Source organism: Enterobacter sp. QK-SA4 (genome assembly GCF_056856775.1).
The window spans coordinates 1,373,061-1,393,409 of the sequence record NZ_JBXFXH010000007.1 but is presented as its reverse complement, the minus strand read 5'-3'; the positions used below and the strand labels follow the sequence as shown (position 1 = coordinate 1,393,409).

General features: G+C 52.4%; 17 protein-coding genes. All 17 read right to left on the bottom strand.

Translation table 11 applies throughout. The features are described 5' to 3' along the window. On the bottom strand, positions 1-261 hold the full coding sequence (locus AC1VYI_RS08275) for a PAAR domain-containing protein (protein ID WP_134867313.1): 261 nt from the start codon (positions 259-261) through the stop codon (positions 1-3). A 114-nt stretch (positions 262-375) separates the two neighbouring features. Beyond that, positions 376-1,500 carry a T6SS immunity protein Tli4 family protein gene (locus AC1VYI_RS08270; protein ID WP_158513741.1) on the bottom strand — a complete coding sequence of 375 codons (1,125 nt, stop codon included), beginning with the start codon at positions 1,498-1,500 and terminating at the stop codon, positions 376-378. Positions 1,501-1,543: 43 nt separating this feature from the next. Continuing rightward, positions 1,544-2,251 carry a T6SS immunity protein Tli4 family protein gene (locus tag AC1VYI_RS08265; protein WP_482879148.1) on the bottom strand — a complete coding sequence of 236 codons (708 nt, stop codon included), beginning with the start codon at positions 2,249-2,251 and terminating at the stop codon, positions 1,544-1,546. Continuing rightward, a complete protein-coding gene (locus AC1VYI_RS08260) occupies positions 2,232-2,669 on the bottom strand; it encodes a hypothetical protein (protein WP_482879141.1) in 438 nt (145 codons plus the stop codon). The genes AC1VYI_RS08265 and AC1VYI_RS08260 overlap by 20 nt, the downstream gene beginning before the upstream one ends. Then, complete coding sequence (locus AC1VYI_RS08255; protein ID WP_226484127.1) at positions 2,662-3,900, bottom strand: lipase family alpha/beta hydrolase; 1,239 nt, start codon at positions 3,898-3,900, stop codon at positions 2,662-2,664. Before AC1VYI_RS08255 ends, AC1VYI_RS08260 begins: the two co-directional genes overlap by 8 nt. Continuing rightward, positions 3,897-4,280: a hypothetical protein gene (locus tag AC1VYI_RS08250; protein WP_226484129.1), complete on the bottom strand. Its 384-nt coding sequence runs from the start codon at positions 4,278-4,280 to the stop codon at positions 3,897-3,899. Before AC1VYI_RS08250 ends, AC1VYI_RS08255 begins: the two co-directional genes overlap by 4 nt. A gap of 3 nt (positions 4,281-4,283) precedes the next feature. Beyond that, positions 4,284-4,886 carry a DUF2345 domain-containing protein gene (locus AC1VYI_RS08245; protein ID WP_134867311.1) on the bottom strand — a complete coding sequence of 201 codons (603 nt, stop codon included), beginning with the start codon at positions 4,884-4,886 and terminating at the stop codon, positions 4,284-4,286. Between the two features lie 176 nt (positions 4,887-5,062). Continuing rightward, positions 5,063-6,064 carry a T6SS immunity protein Tli4 family protein gene (locus tag AC1VYI_RS08240; protein WP_134867310.1) on the bottom strand — a complete coding sequence of 334 codons (1,002 nt, stop codon included), beginning with the start codon at positions 6,062-6,064 and terminating at the stop codon, positions 5,063-5,065. A 303-nt stretch (positions 6,065-6,367) separates the two neighbouring features. Then, on the bottom strand, positions 6,368-7,459 hold the full coding sequence (locus AC1VYI_RS08235; RefSeq protein ID WP_134867309.1) for a T6SS immunity protein Tli4 family protein: 1,092 nt from the start codon (positions 7,457-7,459) through the stop codon (positions 6,368-6,370). After that, complete coding sequence (locus tag AC1VYI_RS08230; RefSeq protein ID WP_134867308.1) at positions 7,456-9,123, bottom strand: lipase family alpha/beta hydrolase; 1,668 nt, start codon at positions 9,121-9,123, stop codon at positions 7,456-7,458. Before AC1VYI_RS08230 ends, AC1VYI_RS08235 begins: the two co-directional genes overlap by 4 nt. A gap of 104 nt (positions 9,124-9,227) precedes the next feature. Then, a complete protein-coding gene (locus AC1VYI_RS08225) occupies positions 9,228-11,729 on the bottom strand; it encodes a type VI secretion system Vgr family protein (RefSeq protein ID WP_226484138.1) in 2,502 nt (833 codons plus the stop codon). Beyond that, the gene (gene tssH / locus AC1VYI_RS08220; protein ID WP_134867305.1) at positions 11,726-14,380 is read right to left on the bottom strand and encodes a type VI secretion system ATPase TssH; all 2,655 of its coding nucleotides are present in this window, start codon (positions 14,378-14,380) and stop codon (positions 11,726-11,728) included. The genes AC1VYI_RS08225 and tssH overlap by 4 nt, the downstream gene beginning before the upstream one ends. A 156-nt stretch (positions 14,381-14,536) precedes the next feature. Continuing rightward, entirely contained in the window at positions 14,537-15,028 is a 492-nt protein-coding gene (gene hcp, locus AC1VYI_RS08215) for a type VI secretion system effector Hcp (RefSeq protein ID WP_134867304.1), read from the bottom strand. 5 nt (positions 15,029-15,033) lie between these two features. Then, on the bottom strand, positions 15,034-16,740 hold the full coding sequence (locus AC1VYI_RS08210; protein WP_226484139.1) for an OmpA family protein: 1,707 nt from the start codon (positions 16,738-16,740) through the stop codon (positions 15,034-15,036). After that, a complete protein-coding gene (tssL, locus tag AC1VYI_RS08205; RefSeq protein ID WP_226484145.1) occupies positions 16,737-17,426 on the bottom strand; it encodes a type VI secretion system protein TssL, short form in 690 nt (229 codons plus the stop codon). Before tssL ends, AC1VYI_RS08210 begins: the two co-directional genes overlap by 4 nt. Beyond that, positions 17,423-18,766, bottom strand: a complete 1,344-nt coding sequence (gene tssK / locus AC1VYI_RS08200; protein WP_226484556.1) for a type VI secretion system baseplate subunit TssK — start codon at positions 18,764-18,766, stop codon at positions 17,423-17,425. Before tssK ends, tssL begins: the two co-directional genes overlap by 4 nt. 14 nt (positions 18,767-18,780) lie before the next feature. After that, positions 18,781-20,325, bottom strand: coding sequence for a type VI secretion system contractile sheath large subunit (gene tssC / locus AC1VYI_RS08195; RefSeq protein ID WP_134867302.1), 1,545 nt, complete (start codon positions 20,323-20,325; stop codon positions 18,781-18,783). Positions 20,326-20,349 lie beyond the last annotated feature (24 nt).

Genomic DNA, 20,349 nt, shown 5'->3' with positions numbered 1-20,349 from the left:
TTAAGACTCAATAGTATTTTCGATGTGAGAACTAATAACCCGGCATCCACAGGCACAAATGCAGTTATTAACAACAACATTCACCCCATTTTCTGACGCTCCGGGAGCACCTTCTTTTATCGGATTAACTCCGTGTTCTGGACATGAAACCAAATCACCAACCAGGGCAACCTGAATACCATTGATAAACATTGTCGACGACGCGGTAATAACCTTTCCACCATGGGTGGTATCATCACCCAGGCAAACAACTCCAGGCATATCTTCCTCTTTTTAAAAATTAATTTACGACAATATAATGGTTTGCGACAAAGACAGCGCCCCACTTAATTATTATCGATAAAGTTTTAATTTTCGCTGTATGAAAATATATACTCAAAACGCGCCGGGGCGCACGCGTACGCTACGGCTGATCGTATCCCAGAAGGCGATAATTTCCTCCTTGCTGTAGGAGGTTGGCGGCATGGAATCATTTTCCAGGGTCAGAATAAAATTGGGAGTCTTGTAGCTGGCTGTCATTTCATTGATGAACATATCAAAGCCGTAACGCGGCTCGTCCTGAGATGCCTGTAAACCCGTTGCCAGAAACTCCTGGGCCTGCAGTCCGTTAACACTAAAGGCCCCTTTTCTTTCCACATGGCCACGGTACAAGTTACTCTCTATCTCACCAGCTCTCTCCAGCACCGTGTCTTTTTCTCGGGTGAAGTTATCGGTAGAAAGAATAACTCTGATATGTTCCAGTGTGTTACTTTCAAGCCCAACGGAGATATCTTCCCGTTCCCTTGCCGTCGGGTCGGTGGCAATAAACGCATGGGTGATACAGGAACCTGGTTTCGTCGGAATGACGTCATTATCCCTGCCACTAATTCTCGCCATCAGCGACTGCATCTGGCTGACGTCACTTGTGACATAGTTTCTGGCGGGTCGCCCTCTTCGTTGCTCATTATATACAGGGCTAGAATCATTAATGGTCTGTTTCTGAAATTTAATAACTACGCCGTTAGTATATAAATAGCCTTCCAGTATGCGCATTGCGTCCGCAACACTTTCGTTTTCATTCCGTTCAAAAATAACACCATCCATACCAGTGGGTAACGGCCAGACTTTTTTTAAAAACGGCATATCCTGGGCGTCTATGGTTTTACTTTTTTGTAACGCCTTTTCACGTAATGCGATTAACTGCACAAAACCCGGGTGGTACATTTTCTTTGTCGCCAGGTAGGTTTTATACATATCCTCAGGCCGGGAAATCACCGCTGCCCAGATATTGTTATCCAGAGGTGCAGCGTCATTATAAGCCGTAAAGGAGGATGGCAGGTCGAGCATATAGCGCCCGACGCAGTAAGGTTTCATTTCAGCGTTTATTTTGTTCATGGTTACCTGCTGTGATGACGTCAGTGTTTGTGGCGATGGGTTATAAGGGCGAAAATACTGATATACCCCGAATCCCAGTGCGAACAAAACAACAAAAATAATGACTTTCCGTTTTATTTTATCCATTTTGGAGCCTCCATGTCATTTATCCGTGATCCTTTCCGGCTGGTCAAAACGCGCCGGGGCGCACACATACACTACGGCTGATCGTGTCCCAGAAGGCGATAATTTCCTCCTTGCTGTAGGAGGTTGGCGGCATGGAATCATTCTCCAGGGTCAGAATAAAATTGGGAGTCTTGTAGCTGGCTGTCATTTCATTGATGAACATATCAAAGCCGTAACGCGGCTCGTCCTGAGATGCCTGTGAACCCGTTGCCAGAAACTCCTGGGCCTGCAGCCCGTTAACACTAAAGGCCCCTTTTCTTTCCACATGGCCACGGTACAAGTTACTCTCTATCTCACCTGCTCTCTCCAGCACCGTGTCTTTTTCTCGGGTGAAGTTATCGGTAGAAAGAATAATTCTGATATGTTCCAGTGTCTTACTTTCAAGCCCAACGGAGATATCTTCCCGTTCCCTTGCCGTCGGGTCGGTGGCAATAAACGCATGGGTGATACAGGAGCCTGGCTTCGTCGGAATAACGTCATTATCCCTGCCACTAATTCTCGCCATCAGCGACTGCATCTGGCTGACGTCACTTGCGACATAATTTTGAATTGGATCGCCATTTCGTTGTCTTTCATAACGTGAAGCTGAATCATTGACCGTTTGCTTCTGAAACTTGATAACCACACCATTGGTATAAATATATCCTTCCAGAATGCGCATTGCGTCCGCGGCACCTCCGTTTTCATTCCGTTCAAAAATAACACCATCCATACCAGTGGGTAACGGCCAGACTTTTTTTTAAAAACGGCATATCCTGGGCGTCTATGGTTTTACTTTTTTGTAACGCCTTTTCACGTAATGCGATTAACTGCACAAAACCCGGGTGGTACATTTTCTTCGTCGCCAGGTAGGTTTTATACATATCCTCAGGCCGGGAAATCACCGCTGCCCAGATATTGTTATCCAGAGGTGCAGCGTCATTATAAGCCGTAAAGGAGGATGGCAGGTCGAGCATATAGCGCCCGACGCAGTAAGGTTTCATTTCAGCGTTTATTTTGTTCATGGTTACCTGCTGTGATGACGTCAGTGTCTGCGGTAATGGATTGTAAGGGCGAAAATACTGATACAACCCATATCCCGCTACGATGAAGGCGACCAGGATCATTGCTTTTTGTTTTATCTTATTCATGGTAAGCAAGCCCTGTATTTTTCACCTGCTGTGCAATTCTTATAATTGAGCGAAGAGTAAACCAGCGCGCATCCATGGTGTTGTCAGGTTTGTACGCCCCTTCGTGGTCAACGCCCACACCGAGCTGGGCCTTTAACTTCGGAGAATTAATCACTGCCGCTCTGACCGGTACAGTGCCGTCACCGTCGTCCACAGGAGGTAATAATTCATATTTGCGGCTAACATACCCCTGGTCCGGTGTTTCCAGCGTTGCATAGCGAATGGTCTGGTTAAATTTGTCCGCCGTGTAGAATATTTCCCCCTGTTCGCTGACCTGCGAGCGGTAAGCTTCTGGGGTATGTTTTCCACTTGTGTCCTTCCAGTGCAGTTCGGCATAAGAAGGGTATTTCTTCCCGTCATTTCCATAAAAGGCATAGGTATATTCATGGTAATGCCCATTAAGCCCTTCTATAAATTTTTTGACTTTACCATCAATAATATCTACATAAGATTGCCAATCTTTTTCCAACTGGAGCTTATCCATCTTTTTGTTATCCGGATTAATAAAGCGCTCCTCACATAACCCCCACCACGCCGATCGCTCAGTGTATATATCTTTGTAGGGGTCTGTCTGAGGCAAAGGCTGTTGAAGACCCTCGACGTGAAACCAGCCCATACCGTATCCTTTGCCAGGCAGGAGCTGTAAAGGACCCGGCGATTGCGCCAGTACAGGGGTCATTTCAGCGCCACTGCTGCCAATCACTAAACCAACCGGCACTGCCTCTCCCGCTTTCATACGCTTATAGGCCATCGGGGCACCACGATCCGGCATCACCCCGTGTACAATACCCAGAATATTTTTCTTCCCGTAATCACCTTCCAGCAGTTCTGAATAGTAACGAGCAACCAGCCCTCCCATTGAGTGAGTCACCAGAATAACCTTTTCGCATTTGCGTCCGCTGGCTTTGTAATCGTTAATGATCTTATCAATGCGCCCGGCAAGTGCTTGGGCAGAATCCACGTTCGACTGCAGCCAGTTATAGCCCACCGCATGGACCGGAAAGAGGTACTGATAGCTCAGCGCCACTTCGTCAGAGGTCAGGTTACTCTCGCCAATTTCGGCCCCCAATTGTTTATCCATCAGCCTCTCACGCAGAGTCTGGCTGCCATTTTTGCTGGTCTTGTTTTTTAACATTGTCTGGTTATCGTTCAGCGCTTCCTGAAGCCAGGGAAGGAAAGTGCCGTAGCTCATTGCCCCCACCTCCCCCCAGCCTCTCTCCCGACGCGATGAAAATAACAGGAGTTCTTCCGGGCTTTCAGTCTCGAGTTTCCCGCTGGCATCGACAACGGTTTTGGTAGGATCCAGTAATTTTTTTCTTTCTCTGCGCCCCGCACTAACCAGGATTTCTTACTCCATGTTCCATCTACCTTCCAGATAGACTTGCCATCAGGACTCATCAAATTACTCCCCATCCCCCCCGGTAAAAACACAACCGGGATGACTCTATCCGGCATCTTATAAAGTTTGAGCCATTGCTCCTTGTCTTTCGGCGTGGCAATGACCTTATAGAGTGGATGACCAAACTTGTCGTACCCCAGCAGGACACTATTGCTATCAGTGGCTTCAATCATCGGTTAGTCCTCATCCTTCAGGTTTATTTGCATCAATGCAGGGGCCATCAGGCTTTGCTTTTCCCCACGGCCGGATGCAGCGGTCATTAACTCCTGTACGGTCCCATAGCTGTGCATCAGGCTGATTTTCTGACCCGCTACAGGTGTCTCAGAATAGGGCCACAGCACTTCAGGCCCCATTTCAAATTCGCTGCTCTCCCACTTCTGGACCGCCTGACTAAAACTCTGCCCACCAAACTTCTGCCACACCGCCCCCCGCTCGATGATTTTGTCCGGCGCCGCACACTCCACCGTTCCGTCCGCTATCCGGATATATCCTCCGCCGCTCGTCAGCACTATCTCCTGCTTCGCGCTGATGATGAGTTTTCCCTCACTGCTGCTGATGCGGATATCCTTCAGCGCATCCAGCGTCAGCGAACCGGCCTTCATCAGCATCATCTCTTTGCTGATAGCGTGGTCAGAACTTGAGAATTCAATACGGTAGCGGAACGGCGTGCTCAGGGCTTCATCGCCTTCAAACGCCAGCACGTCGGGTTCGGCTTCACAGCCCTTCACCGCCAGCAGGTGGCGGTTATGGCTGAATCTTAACGGAGGACTATTACTCATGCGTCCACTCCCTGTTTCACATCAAATTCCAACACGCTGCTCTTTTCTCACTCCAGCCGGCATAAGTAATTGCAATTTTAATTTATAGGATTCTGTAGATTAGCAGCGGGTGGTTATCTCAAAATTAAAACCAGCATTAAAAATATGTTTAGAGCGCTCCCTTATTTAAGATGCATTTACTCCCTGATGTTTACCGGAGCTGAGCCAGTTCGATACCTGAACGTTCTTGTGATTCTGTCCCAGATATCAACCAGTTGTGAATCCGTATAGGTTTTCGTTTCCAAACCAGAGTTATGTAACTCAATAGAGAATACAGGATGTCTCAAATCACCCATTTTTTCATTACCGTAAAATTGAAACGTATAGTAATTAACGTTTTTCTCTTTCGGTTGATAGATATCCTGCTTACCTTTCATCAGCCATTCTTCTGCATCTATGTCTGGCAACTTTACAGTGCCTTTCTTGAGGGTATGGGCACCAACCCTGATGAGGGCAGCATTTATTTCATTACCTCGTTCCAGTAATGTATTGTCTTTATCCAGAGTATTATAACTGTTAACGATAATCTCAAAATCAACTGGCTTATATATAAAAGTAATATCATCTTTCGATGTCATGTTTGCATCACTAATAAAACCTTCCGGAATACAGATACCAGGCAGTGTTGGCACTTCATCGTCTTTTCTTCCCTTCAGTCGGGATAGCAGGCTTTGCATTTCAGCAAGCTTCTGAGGCTTATCGTTTAAATCATTTTCCTTCGAACCACTATTTAAATAATCCTCTCTGTCCTTTTTATATTTTGGATCGGACAAGTCTGTAATCTCAGTTGTTACGATGAATGCCACGCCATTACTATAAAGATGGCCCTCAAGAAATCTCCCAAAGCCTGGAACACTCTCGTTTTCATTGCGGTCAAAAATGACTGCATTGTCATTTATCCGGTATACCTGTTTCAGATAAGGAAGGTCCTGGGGATCAACTGCAGGACTATTTTTTAACTCCTGTTCACGTAACTGGATATGTTGTGCAAACGCTGGAGGATACAGCCGCTTGCTGGTAATTCTCATTTCATTGATCTTTACCTGACCTACGTCAGCGTTATTGAATGAAGCGGGCACATCAAAAAGATAGCGGCCAATGCACTGAGGTCTGGTCTGTTCAAATAGTTTATCCGTCATTTGTTTTTCCTTTGCCGTTAAAGGGGTTACCGGCCACGAACGGGTGAGTAACCAGAAAGCTGTTCAGAGAATAAGGACGACAACAAGTAATCCCATCCATAAATGCCTTACCCGCATGAGGCGACCTCCCCGGCCATTTTTATAATCGAGCGTAACGTGAACTTCATCGCAACGGAAAGACTGTTTTCCGTACTGGTATCCCCCACGGCGTAGGCACCTTCATGATCTACTTCAGTCGCAAGCAGCGAATGGAGCCCGGGAAAATTAATCCTGCCGGCACGTACTGGCACCCATCTTGTTTCTTCATTTATAGCGCAGGGAATTCACCAGCCGGTCCCAGATTTCTATCATCTGCGCTTCGCTGTAGCGCGTTTTTTTATACTCGCTGGTGAGTCCAATGCTAAATTTTGGCTTGTCTGCGGTAGCATCACGCTCATTGGCTTTAAAATCAAAATCATAAAATGTATTCTTCTCATCTTTCCCCGTTACCGTATCTCTCATGGTTTGAGTACCACCAAACAACCATGACTCCGCGGGAATACCGTTCGGTGAGAGTGCCACTTTCTTTATAGTGTACTGATTTGACGTTTTAATTGCCTCATTAATTTGTGCACTACGGTTAAACAGGGTGTCCTCAGAACCAGGATATTTATTATTTGTGTATACACCTAAAATAAAATCTTCATTTTCATACTGGAAAGTAATTTTTTCAACATGCTGACTACCATCATCCCGGATAAACCCATTTGGGATACACACGCCTTTAGTAGACGGAATATCTTCATCTTTTCTGCCGCTAAGTCGTGATATCAGAGACTGCAGGGCAGCCAGCTTAGCTGGCTTAGTGTTGGTCTCTTCCTCGGTAAAACCAGCATTAAGATATGATTTTTTTTCATACGCATACTTACCTGCAGACAAGTCTAAAATCTTGGTAGTAATAATAAAAGCGATTCCATTTACATAAACATGAGCTTCCAGATACCGGAATGAATCCGCAGAGCCAAAGTTGTTTCGATCATAAATAATACCTTTATCGTTATGTATTCTAATAATCTGTTTTATAAAAGGTGCATTTTCTGGATTATTCCCTGGCTTATTTATTGCTTCATTAAGCTCCTGCTCTCTTAGCCGCACCCGCTGTTTAAATGCGGGGGGATAAAGAGGTTTACTTTCAATTTTAAAATCATCGATAAAAATCATATCGTGAAGCTGGTTGTTGAATGACTCGGGAACGTCAATCACATAGCGCCCGATGCACTGCGGTTTGGTCTGCGCAAACAAACTATTTATCACTGGACTGTCCTTCTGCACTGGCGTGGATGCCGTAGCCTGGGCAATAAAAAGCATGCTGCCCGCCATAAGAGATAACGCTGTGAGCTGTCTAATGGTCTTCATGGGTTCGGTATCTCCTGGACCATTTTCACAATGGCCCTGAGAGTAAACTGCAGGGCAGGCCTGGCCTGTATATCATCCAGGCTGCTGACGTCATAGGCTCCCTGATGTTCAACGCATGTTGCCAGAACGCTTTTGATGTCGCTGTTACGGCAAATCGCGCTCAGCGATTCCACCGGAACCGTGCCATCGCCTGGCGTATTTGATGAGGTGATCACATACATCTGAGAACGATTAAAAGGCAGGGGGATCTCCCGGTAGTTGTTGGGCAGCTTTCTGTCACTATCATGCCTGTTTTTCGGGTAGGTAATGGAGGTTTTTTGCCATGTCAGCGTACCGTCAGAGGCAATCTTTTGACCGTAGAAGGCAAATGTATTCGTGTGATATTTATTATCCACTTCAGTAATAAAAGAACGAACACTATCTTTCATCAGTTCGAAATAATCCTTCCAATTTTGACTGTAGATATTTTCATCCTTATCGATAATGTCGGACTCATACAGGCGGTACCACAGCGTCTTGTTGAGGTAAATCTCCCCGAAAGGATCCCCCGCTTGCGGTAGTTTTACATCGCTGCCGTCTTCGCCAGCCCCTTCCACGCTCAGCCAGGGCGCTCCGGAAAGGTATTTCGCCGAAGGTAAGAGCTGAAGCGGCGCGGGAGCCCTGGCCAGGACCGGCATCAGCTCTTCTGCGGTATTACCCAATACGGCTCCGGCCATGCCTTCCTGTTTTGCGCCAACCTTCATGCGGCGGTACGCTGCCGGTGAGCCAAGATCGGGGATCACCCCATGCACTATACCCAGAATCTTATCTTTTGCGCCCAACACCTGGGACGCGTAACGCGCCACCAGCCCGCCCATGGAATGGGTAACGATAATGACTTTTTCCTGCCCGGCGGGAAAGGGCATGCCATGGCCGCGCTGATTTTTGTAGAGGCTGATAATCCTGTCGATAAAGGCAACCAGTCCTTGCGCCGAGGTTTTATTATCCTGAAGCCAGTTATAGCCATAGACGTGAACCGGGAATAAAAAGTTCTTGAAATGGTTCAGTTCCTGCTGAGTCAGGATGGATTCGCCGGTAATTTCAGTATCTTTCTCTTCAGACAGCGATTTGCCGACCAGCTGACTTAATACCCCGTTTTTCTCCGACGTTGATTTACCATAGTGAACAAGATCCTGCTGCCAGTCATCCAACAACGCCCCCTGGAAAACGCTTATAAATTTACCGTAGCTGAAGGATAAAACCTCTCCCCAGCCCCGCTCCCGGCGGGTTGTAAATAATTTTCCGTCATCGGAAAGCGGAGAATAGAGGGTCTGGTTAATATCCCCACGATTATCCACCTTAGTAGTGTCGGGATTAAGTAACTCTCTTCGTTCAGTACCATCCTTGCGTGCCCATTTAAGAAATACGCCTCCCAAACTATCGCCACGCCAGATGTCATTTTCCTTTCCTTCGTCAGTTCCCATCAAATTGGTTCCCATCACTCCAGGAAGGAAGATAACGGGGATCGCTTTGACAGGCGGCTGCAGCAAAACAGCTTTAGCATTCTCTGATTTTTTCTGATTCTGTATGCCAGGCCAGTAGACCTTTCCATTGTCATCCCATTCTGGTTTTATGTAGATCGTCGAGGGACTGCTCTCATTACCTGTCGTATTTTCTTCCGTCATGAATTCCGTCCTTTTTCCGTTCAGGAAAATAATCTTCAGAAAGACCTTCTTGACAATCAATACGGTGCTTTCCCCGAAGATGTACTTCGAAATAACGCAACGCCTTATGTTTTATCCAGTAAAGAGGCGTTGAGAGAATCAATATTAATATTATTCTGCATCGCAGTGGCCCCTGAAGCGGAGGTTGCCAGACTTTGCTGCGTGCCATCCCCACCTGTTAAACCCAGCGTCAGACCAGCCACCGGCGAGTCATCCGATAACCGCCTGACTTCAGGCGTTATGGCAAATTCGGCGTTTTCCCAGCTCTGCATTGCCTGGCTTATGCTCTGTCCACCAAACTTCTGCCACACCGCCCCCCGCTCGATGATTTTGTCCGGCGCCGCACACTCCACCGTTCCGTCCGCTATCCGGATATATCCTCCGCCGCTCGTCAGCACTATCTCCTGCTTCGCGCTGATGATGAGTTTTCCCTCACTGCTGCTGATGCGGATATCCTTCAGCGCATCCAGCGTCATCTCATCCCCCTGCGCCTGGATCTCCACCTTCCCTTTGCCGGCAAACATTTTGATGCCCAGCTTTTGCGCATACAGACTTACCCGCTCCCCGGCCGCCACGGTAAATCTTTTCAGTGCGCTGAAATCCGTGTGCCCGCCGCTGGTGCTGATGATGTTGTCTCCCGCCGACTGCTGCAGGCTTTTCCCTGTCACCTGCGCTATTCCTTCCGGCGCCGAGACCAGCAGCGCCGCTTTCTTTAAATCCGTCAGCGCCTCTGACAGCAGCGCCTTCTGCGTCTGCACATCTGCCAGTTCAGCCCTCGCCGCTTCTGCCGCGCTGCGTAACGCTACAGCCAGCGACCGCGCCTGCTCCAGCTGGCTCATCGCTGCCTGCATCTCCAGCACCTGACCCTGCGCCCTGGCCTGCCCGTCAGCGCTGATAAATATCCCTTTCTGCGCCCGTATCGCGCCCCAGCAGTCCGTCCTGAGCTCAAACCCCTCGCCGCGCTGCTGTTTCCCGCTGTCGACCAGGTGACCGAGGTTCAGCTGGCTCTTGCCGCCGTACTCCGTGCTGACCTTGATGTGCTCTTTTCCACGCTCGTCATCGAGGCGGATTTTGTTGTTCGCCGGGGTACGCAGGACGTTGCGTTTGTAGTTCCGGATGGTGACGTGGTCGCCGTGCGCCGAGTCGTGCAGCACGCCGGCAATGTACGGCCGGTCCGGGTTACCGTCCTCAAAGCCAATCGCCACTTCGGTGCCCGCCAGCAGCGGCAGGTGCAGGCCATAGGTGTCCCCTGCATAAGGGCGGGACTGGCGCACCCACAGGCTCTCGAACCCGGTTTCCCAGCTGTCCCTGTCAAACAGCATGCTGACGCGGTAGCGGCCGTCTTTATCGATATGGCCGTAGGTGTCGTTCTCAGTGGTGCTTGTGACACGTGCCGGCAGCGTCCCGGCCATCACCGAACGCGAGCCGGGCTCAGGACGGAAGCTGAAATCCGGGCTGTCCGGAATGCCGTCAAAACGAAGGCTAAAGTCTTCATCCCGCCGCGCGTGGGTCTGCATCGCCGTGATGACCACGCCATGCGCAAACACGTCAGCCACTTCATACCCGCCGGTGACTTTCAGCAGCATCCCCGGAGAGAGCGCCGGACTGCTGGTGATAGCCCGGGTCTGCGTCTGGCCATTCAGGTAACGCTCGTGCCGGATGCGGGCATAAAACGCACCGGACTCGGGCGCCGGATTGAGGTCATACGCGCTGCCCGGCGTCAGATAATTATCGGCATAGTGGTACGCTTCCCCGTACGTGGTCGCATCCCCCCGGGTGACGTCAACCAGAGTATTCATATCCTCTGTAGCCTGACGGTAGTTGTAGTCACGGGTGCTGACCTGCTTCTGCACCACGCTGTGATGGCTTTCCATCCCCCACACCGAGTCCACACCCTGCGAGTGCTGCCCGGACGGCGGCACCGACGGCAGGCTCTGGCCTTTCTCGTAACCCTGCTGGCTGTCGTAAAACTCCACCACATCAATATTCAGGCGCGTGTCGGTGGTGAAGCGAAACCAGATGCCCACTTCGCCCAGCAGGCGGGTGATGAAGTGCAGATCGTCCTCGCCGTACTGCATCACCTGCTCACGGCGCGGATACTCTTTTGTGAGCGAGAACAGAAAATCCTGACCGCGCATGCCGTGACGCTCGCGCAGGATTTTTTCCACGATTTGCGGGACCGACATATCCTGGTAAATGGCGTTCTGGTGCGAACGGTCAAGCAGCGCCATGCGTGGCCGGAGCGTCAGGGCGTAGCGGGTTTCATCTTTTGACGTGCTGAGGCGTTCAAAACCGGTCACCACCCCCTGAATCACCCGCAGCGGCTGCTGGATTTTGATGCCATAACCCTGGTCAACCGGGGCCTGCAGCGTCAGCGAACCGGGCTTCATCAGCATCATCTCTTTGCTGATGCCGTGGTCGCGGCTGGTGAACTCAACACGGTAGCTAAATGGTCGGCTCAGGGCTTCGTCGCCTTCAAAAGCCAGCACGTCGGGTTCGGCCTCACAGCCCTTCACCACCAGAAGGTGGTGGTTATGGCTGAATCTTAACGGAGGATTGTTGCTCATGCGTTTACTCCCTGTATCCGATCAAACTCCAGGCCGATCCCCTCCTCTTCACTCCAGCTAAGGCGTAACGACGCTGGTTTCTGTCTGGCGGCCATGTGGGTGAGTAATTGCTGGCTTAGCACCGGCAAAATTTGTTGATTTAGCAGACTATCAACGTTACGTGCCCCCGTATCTGGCAGCAGGCAGGCTGAAGTCAGCGCGTCATAAAGACTTTCATCAATGTGCGTGCTCAGGCCGTAGTGTCGATGCAGGCGCTTGCTGACCTGTGTGAGTTTCATTTCCACGATGGTACGCATGGCTGCTTCCGAGAGGGGGCGGTAAATCACGGTCTGGAAGCGGGCCAGCAGCGCAGGCTGGAAGTGAGCGCGCAGTATCGGACGCAGCAGCTCGTGAAGATCGCCTTCGCTGGCCTCCGGCCGTTCGTCGAGCAGCTGCATCAGGTGGTCGCTGCCGAGATTAGAGGTCATTAGAATGACGGTGTTGCGGAAGTCGATTTCACGCCCTTCACCGTCGCGCATAAAGCCGCGATCGAAAACCTGGTAAAACAGGTTCATCACGTCGCGGTGCGCCTTTTCTACTTCATCCAGCAGCACCACGCTGTACGGACGCTTGCGCACAGCTTCGGTGAGGATACCGCCCTGGCCGTAACCCACGTAGCCCGGCGGCGAGCCTTTCAGCTGGGAAACCGTGTGCGGCTCCTGGTATTCAGAAAGGTTAATCGTAATGAGTGATTTCTCGCCGCCGTACATGACATCGGCCAGCGCAAGCGCTGTTTCGGTTTTCCCCACGCCGCTCGGTCCTACCAACAGGAATACGCCCAACGGACCGTTCTCGGACGTAAGGCCTGTTTTTGCCGCACGCAGACGTCGGGCGATAGCCTCAAGCGCCACATCCTGCCCAACCACACGTTTACCGATTTCATTTTCCAGAGTCAGCAGTTCGGTCTGCTCGTCCTTCATCAGCGAAGACAACGGCACGCCTGTCCAGTCGGCAATCACGTTGGCAACGGTGCGGACATCTACATCCAGGGAGAGCAGCGGGGTGCTGCGCTGCATCTCGTTAAGCTCCTGTTGCAGCCTGTGAGTCTCACGCTGGCGTGATATATCCTGACGGCTTTCGCGTAGCTGCTCGGTGAGTTTCATCTCCAGACCGTACTGGGTTTCCAGTTCGTCGAGTGTGACTATCTGGCGAACCTCTTCCTGCTCAATCTCGCTCAAGCGCTCGACATGACACTGATTGCCAATGGCGATATCTTCCAGTAACGCCTGCTTCTCCATGTCGAGCGCAGCGATACTCGCGCGAAGGCGGATTAGCTGTTCCGGTACGGTGTCGAGGCTCATACGCATGCGTGCGGCAGCGGTATCCAGCAGATCGACCGCTTTATCAGGAAGCTGACGTCCGGTCAGATAACGACGCGAAAGAGTAACTGCCGCACGAACCGCATCGTCGGTAATATGCACATTGTGGTGTTCGGCATAGCGGGATTTCAGTCCACGGAGGATCAGGCAGGCGGTGTCATCGTCAGGCTCATCCACTTTTACCATCTGGAAACGGCGCTCCAGCGCGGCGTCGCGCTCGAAGTATTGTTTATATTCAGACCAGGTGGTGGCCGCAATAGTACGCAGTTCGCCACGCGCCAGCGCCGGTTTCAGCAGGTTGGCTGCATCTGCACCACCCGCCTGGTTGCCCGCGCCGATGATAGTATGCGCTTCATCAATAAATAGCAGGACCGGGAACGGTGATTGCTGCACCGCATCGATAACGTTTTTCAGACGCTGTTCGAACTCACCTTTCACGCCCGCGCCAGCCTGCAGCAGACCCAGGTCAAGGGTGCGGAGAGTGACCGTTTTCAGGGATTCAGGCACATTACCCTCGGCAATACGCAGTGCCAGACCTTCAACCAGTGCAGTTTTCCCCACGCCAGGCTCGCCGACCAGAATCGGGTTGTTTTTGCGGCGACGAGAAAGGATGTCCACCATCTGGCGGATTTCTGTGTCGCGGCCAAACACAGGATCGATCTTCCCTTCCTTAGCCTTGGCGGTGACATCGAGGGTAAATTTATCCAGCGCGTTCTGCAGCGCAGGGCTCAGTTCCCCCTCTTTCATTTCCACACCAACCGGACGCCCGACAAATTCCATCTCACCACCGTGGCTCTGCGCCAGTTCAGCTTCGCGCTGCATTTCCAGACGTTCATCCGATTGCGCATCCAGCAAAGGCCGCAGGCGCTCCAGCTGGCTTTGAGCAAGCGTTAACAACGGCCAAAGGCCGTCACAACTTGCCAGTTTTGGTTTTTCCACCAGGGCCATCAGCAGATGGACGCTGCGAATGTGCTCTTCGCTGTTAAGGGAGGCAATCATCCAGGCTTCCTGCATCAGCGTCTGAATGGCATCAGACAGCTGGGGGCGATGGCGCACGGAGCGAGGTTGTCTGTCGAGCCAGCCAAGCAACTCCTGCCACAGTGCATCCATATCCCACTCGTAGCGGCGTGCCAGTACCGTCAGGTCACCTTCCCCCTGCTCCAGCAGCTTCAGAAGCCAGTGCTCCGGCAGAATTTCGGCATGGGCACGGGTCTGACAGAGCGAAGCTGCACCTTCCATCGCTCGGGCACAGTAAGGGTTCAGACGACGTAACAGGATGGCTGGATTTTCCATGAGATTCTCTCTTTGTCGGTTCCTGGACACGCTACCGCCCCTCGCTGTTCACCAAAGCGCATAAGGTCAGGCAGGCAGATTTTTTTCTTTGCTGAGTACCCGCATCTCAGGCACTCAGCAAAAAACTGCGGACAGGAAAACCTGCCCGCATCAGGATTACGCCGTGGCGCGTTCGTTCCAGGAGTCGGAATGAATGATGTTGCCGTCTTTGTAGGTCCAGGTGATTTTTTCGTAACGCAGTTCAACGCGTTCAAGGTGGTTGTGCTTCTCTTTAGAAGGATCCTTGATGTCATACATTTCAGGATTCACTTTCACTACCTTCACGTTCTCCAGTTTGGTGTTGAAGTACTCCACTTCCTGGCCCGCGTCGTTGATTTTGTACCACTTGAACTCAGCGGATTTTAGGGTCTGACCCGTGGTCACCGCCTTGTACAGGTACGGGCTGGAGGAATCGATATCCTTCGTGAACAGGAACGGCGTGTGGATGCGGGTGCCGGTCAGCTTGCCGGTATTGTTGTCGGTCGGGATGTACAGGTTATGCTCCTGTGCAACCACTTCAATGCTGCCTTCACGATCCTGAACGTCAACAGACCCTTTGATGTCCGCGCCGCCGTCGTCCTTCAGCCAAAGATAAACAGGAATTGCCATGTTAATTACTCCGTTTTATTTTCTGAGACGCCATCATCCTGCGATGGCGCCAGGTGTTTGCCGGGTATCTGACAGGCACTTGCCTGCGGTACCAGACTGATTTCGACACGGCGGTTAAGCGCACGCCCTTCCGGGGTGTCGTTGGTTGCGACAGGGCGGCTTTCGCCATAGCCCTGCACCGCAAAACAGCTTTCCGGCACGTCGCCGGTGTCACGCATCCAGTTGCGCACCGCTTCGGCACGTTTCAGGGACAGCGTCTGGTTCAGTTGCGGAGTACCGGTGTTATCGGTATGGCCGGACACGACAATCAGCCAGCCGGGCTTCGCTTTGATGCCAACCAGTGAATTCACCAGCATTTTGGTGGAACCCGCTTTCAGCACGAACTTGCCGGAATCGAACAGTGACATGCTGTCGAGCCTCACAATTTTCGGCATCGGTTTTGGGGTTGGCTGCGGTTTAGAAGGCGGCGGCACATACGAGCGGATCGCTTCCAGAAGGGGCATCCGTAGACGTTCCCCCTGATAAAGCCCCAGACCCAGTCGGGCCGGTACGCCGTTACGTGCATAGTCATCCAGCAGCGCCGCATTCTCACGAAGGGCCGCTACGGCGCTAGCCTTCAGGCCGTAGTCATCCATGGAGAGGCTGTCATAACGGGCTATATCGAAGCTCACGCGATGCAGCAGCTGGCGATTGTTCCAGCCACTGCTGAGCAGCGCGGCGATGGCCGCCAGGGTGAAAAGACCAAGGACACAGCGCCAGGTGCGGGCCCGAGGAGTGAGTCCACTTCCCTCCGGTAGCAGCGGCAGGATGAAATCCGGTAAGGGTGAGATCACCTTACTGTCCGTCCCCCTGGGCTGCCAGCCGGTCACCTGCTGCATGGCGGTATGACGCGATAACCACGCCGTCCAGGCTGATGATGCAAGGCTTCCGGCAAGAATCGGTCCCATTCCCCACAGCAGCGCTGCAGGTGCAATGGCCGGAACATCAGGATTATCATCGATGAATACCGCCTGGACATGCTGATGGAACCAGCTCATCAGGCTGTTCATCAGCACCTGCTGCTGCATCACAGGCGCACCGCCAGTGGAGACCCACGCGGCAATTGAACAAGGCGCACTCGACTCACGCCAGACAGTCCACCCTTCACCCGGAATAGCGGCCTGCCAGAGCATGTCATCCGTCATCGCGCTGCCGATCTGACCATTCAAAATCAATGGCACAGAATGTCCCGTTTCTTTACGCAGCTGGCTGATTTGCCAGCGCAGAGCCAGCAGACGACTTGTCAGGGCTTCGCTGTCAACGTGTTGCTGCGGGCAGACACTGACCATCACCGACATCTGACGTCCCCAGTCCGGACGCTGCCACAGTACCTGACGGGCAACCTGCTCCAGCTCCTGATGATCCTCAATACGGATCCAGCATCCCTGCGTGACGATGAGTACTGATGACTGCTGCGGCCAGGTCAGCGGCAGATCGCCACAAACCAGCACCACGGGTTGACGGTAAGAGGATTCAGGAAGGTCATCCAGAAGCAGGGTGACGTCATGCTCCGCACGAGGTTTGGTTATATACCAGAACACGAAGATAATCCCGAGCATCGCCAGCAGAACGAGCACTGAAGCCAGCCGGGATACCGGCAGAAAAGCCAGACAGACCACGGCACTCAGCAAGGCGGCCCACAGCGCAAGCCCGCGCTGTTGTGCAGGACTCATTTTATGGCTCCCGGCAGCAGGGTCAGCAGCATCTGATCGAGCCAACGATCCAGTCCCCACCAGAGCGCGGCAAGAAAAATCACGCTTAGTCCAATACGTGCAGGCCATGATGCGAGCCAACCGCCCATTCCCCACCCGGCACGGCTTTCTGCCAGAACAGGGTGGGTCTGCGGATAGCTGAACGGCGCGACATGTTCACTGAGCGCGCTGACCAGCTTCTGGCGTTCAGGATCGTTCAGCGCGCGATAGCCCCCCAGGAATCCAAGCATCATTACCCGCTGGAAGCAGGTCAGTACGGCAACGTCTGGTGTGGGTTCGCGCAGCACATCGCGCATCCTGTCACACAGGGTGTCACCCGCGTCCATCGTGCCGAGGAAGTGTCCCTGCAGCGGAATGTCATACCACTGAACACAGGCGTCATCCTCTACACCGCGCCCTTTGACCGCCTCGTCAAGTAATGCACATTGTGCAGTGAGGATATGCTCACAGCTGGCTTCGTCGAGTTCACTCGCTTTCAGTTCGCGCTGAACGCGCTCCACGTCAGCGACACAACGCTCCCACAAAACCCGACCTTCACCTTCCTGAAACTGCGGTCCATGACGAAGGCTAATAACCTGCAGCCAGGTATTCTGCAGCAGTGCGTCAATATCAACAGATACGGCAGCGCCGTGTTTACGTTCACTCATGTTCTCAGTACCGCAAAGAGTTCAAGTTCAGGCTCGCCCAGCATGCCCGGGACGTAAAACATACACGTCCCACTCTGGAGCATCTCAGTCGCCAGAGGATGGGAGAGATCGAGACTGAAATACTGATTTTCCAGGCGCAGCGGAATGGCGGCTGGTACATGGCGCAATGGCATCAACGGCACGCCCACGCGGGAAGAGTTGACGATCCCCCGCACATGGTCAGGACTGCCCACCTTACACTGACGCGGGAACTGTTCCTGCAGTTGCGCTACTGGGATCGGCGAGCGCACAGAAAGATAGTAATCAGCCCCTTCGCGCAGGCGCGGGTCATGCAGTCGAGCCTGCCAGAAGTGCAGTCGTGGGTCATAGTCGAGTGACAGGGCCACCACGCGGGACGGCAAGCTGGCTTCAAGCAAATCGCCAAGCAAATCAAACAGCGGCGGAAACACCATATTGAGTTGCTCGTGGTGCCAGATCGGTATAGCGCTCACCTGATGTTCCAGAGAGAAGGTCAGCAGGCTCCCTGCCAGGCGAGAAAGTTCCGGATACAGACGCTCCGGCGGGCTTTGCAGGTTACGCTGGAACTGGCCAAGCACGGGCTCAGCGCTGTTCAGCGCGTTGAGCAGCCAGAACAGTGATACATCGGCCACGGCGAAGTCTGCCATACGCTCATTGCTTTCACGCCGCATCGCCATCAGACGGCACAGACGAGCCCGCAGTTGGGTCATGAGTTGTTCAAGCTGGGTAACCAGCCAACGGCTGCCCTGGAGAGTCAACAGTGGAGGAAGAAACGTCTCGTCTAATTGCCATGTACCCTGCGAGTCTTGGTGCAGTCGGGCGACCGGACAAATCAGGTAATCGCTGTTGTTCTGATGCGCAAAACGCAGGGTCAGTTCGGGCTGCATTACGGCAATCTGACGGGTGTCATCTCCATAAGCATTGCGCACATCCCGCCAGCGCTGACGATATCGCACCGGACGCTCGGCCACTTCTTCGGGTTTCAGGCAGTTGCCGCCGTTCGACCGCAGCAGCGGGAGTGCCAGTACCGCCGTCACCTCCTGCGATTCGCGTTCAAGCGACAGGACCGGTGGCAGGGTATCAGCATTATCTGTATCAATCAGCGTGCCGTCCTGAAAACGGACATGCAGATGATGGGCCTGCAGACGTCCAAGCCTGAGAGCTTCCGGTTCGAAGGTGGCGTTGATAACCCCCCATGGACAGGAGAGGCCCAGTCGGGCAATGCATTCGGCAGACCAGGCCGCATACGCGACCTGTTGCTGAAAATGCTGGGGAGAGACCATAATGCCCCTGCCCCATAACGGTTGTTCCGTTTTCATCAGCTTCCTGCCTGTTTTTACGATTTGGCTTTCGGCATTTGGGAAACCAGCGACAGATTGACGTCCATGCCTTCCACCTGGAAATGCGGCACGGCGTAAAGCTTCACGCGGAAGAAGCCCGGATTATCTTCGATGTCTTCCACTACCACCTTCGCGTCGCGCAGCGGGTGAGAAGCCTGCAACTCGTCGCCCGGATCGGTCATTTCGGTAACCAGACTGCGGACCCACGTGTTCAGCTCCAGTTCCAGCAGTCGGCGATCCTTAGTGGTACCAATGTTCTCGCGCTGAATCAGCTTCAGGTAGTGGGCGATACGCGACAGCAGGAAGATGTACGGAAGACGGGCGTTGATGCGGCTATTCGCCGTCGCATCAGCGGTGTCATACAGCGCCGGCTTCTGAGTGGAGTTGGCTGAGAAGAAGCACGCGTAGTCGCGGTTTTTATAGTAGGACAAAGGAATGAAGCCCAGATTCGCGAATTCGAATTCGCGGGTTTCAGGAATCATCACTTCGCTCGGGATTTTTACCTGATTGCCGGTACCGAGATCGTACAGATGAATAGGCAGGTCCTGAACCGCACCACCAGCCTGCGGGCCGCGGATTTGTACACACCAGCCATTATTGATAAAGCTGCGTACCATGTTTGACGCGAAGGCAAATGATGCATTAGTCCACAGGTATTTGTCGTGATCCGGACCTTTGACTTCTTCGACATAGTTGAAGCTGCGAACCGGAACGGTGTCCGGGCCATACGGTAAACGTCCCAATACGCGCGGCATGACCAGGCCGATGTAGCGGGCGTCGTCAGTATCGCGGAACGATTTCCACTTGATGTACTCTGCGCGGTCAAAATAGTTACCAATATCTTTAATCGCCGCGACGTCTTCCATTGACTCCTTAAGGAAGAATTTCGGGCCTGCAGAGCCGATAAACGGCATATGTGCAGCAGCGGATACTTTGGAGATGTTGCGAAGCAGAGCGACATCCTGCGCTGAAGCATCAAACTCGTAAGCGGAAATCAGTGCCGCAATCGGCTCGCCGCCTGGAGTATCATATTCATCAATGTAGGTGTGTTTATACAGACCACTCTGGATGATTTCCGGGCTGTCTTCAAAGTCCTGGCGCAGATCTTCTTTGGACATACTCAGAAGCTCAATTTTCACGTTCTGGCGAAAATCTGTTTTATCAACCAGCGATTTCACCCCACGCCACAGGCTTTCGACCGCCTGAAACTCATCGTGGTGCATAACCGCGTCCAGCTGGCGGCTGATCTGGTAATCGAGCTCCGCGATGTGATGATCGATCAGGCTTTTATCCAGTTTTTCGATCTTCGCGCCTGCTTTGGTCAGACATTCCAGAAAGACCTGCATACCTGCAGTCAGACGCTCATCAGCGGTCGCATCTGACATCGCCTGCGCATCTTGCCAGAGGTCTAACGCGCTCAACTCGGAGACAGGACTCAGATTGATTTTCTCAAACAGGGAGGCGTAAACCCCACCCGGAGCAGGACGTTCCAGCACCACGCTTTCACTCCCGGAAGTATTATTTTGTACAGACATGAGCATTCCTTGATAAATCCGTTAAAACAG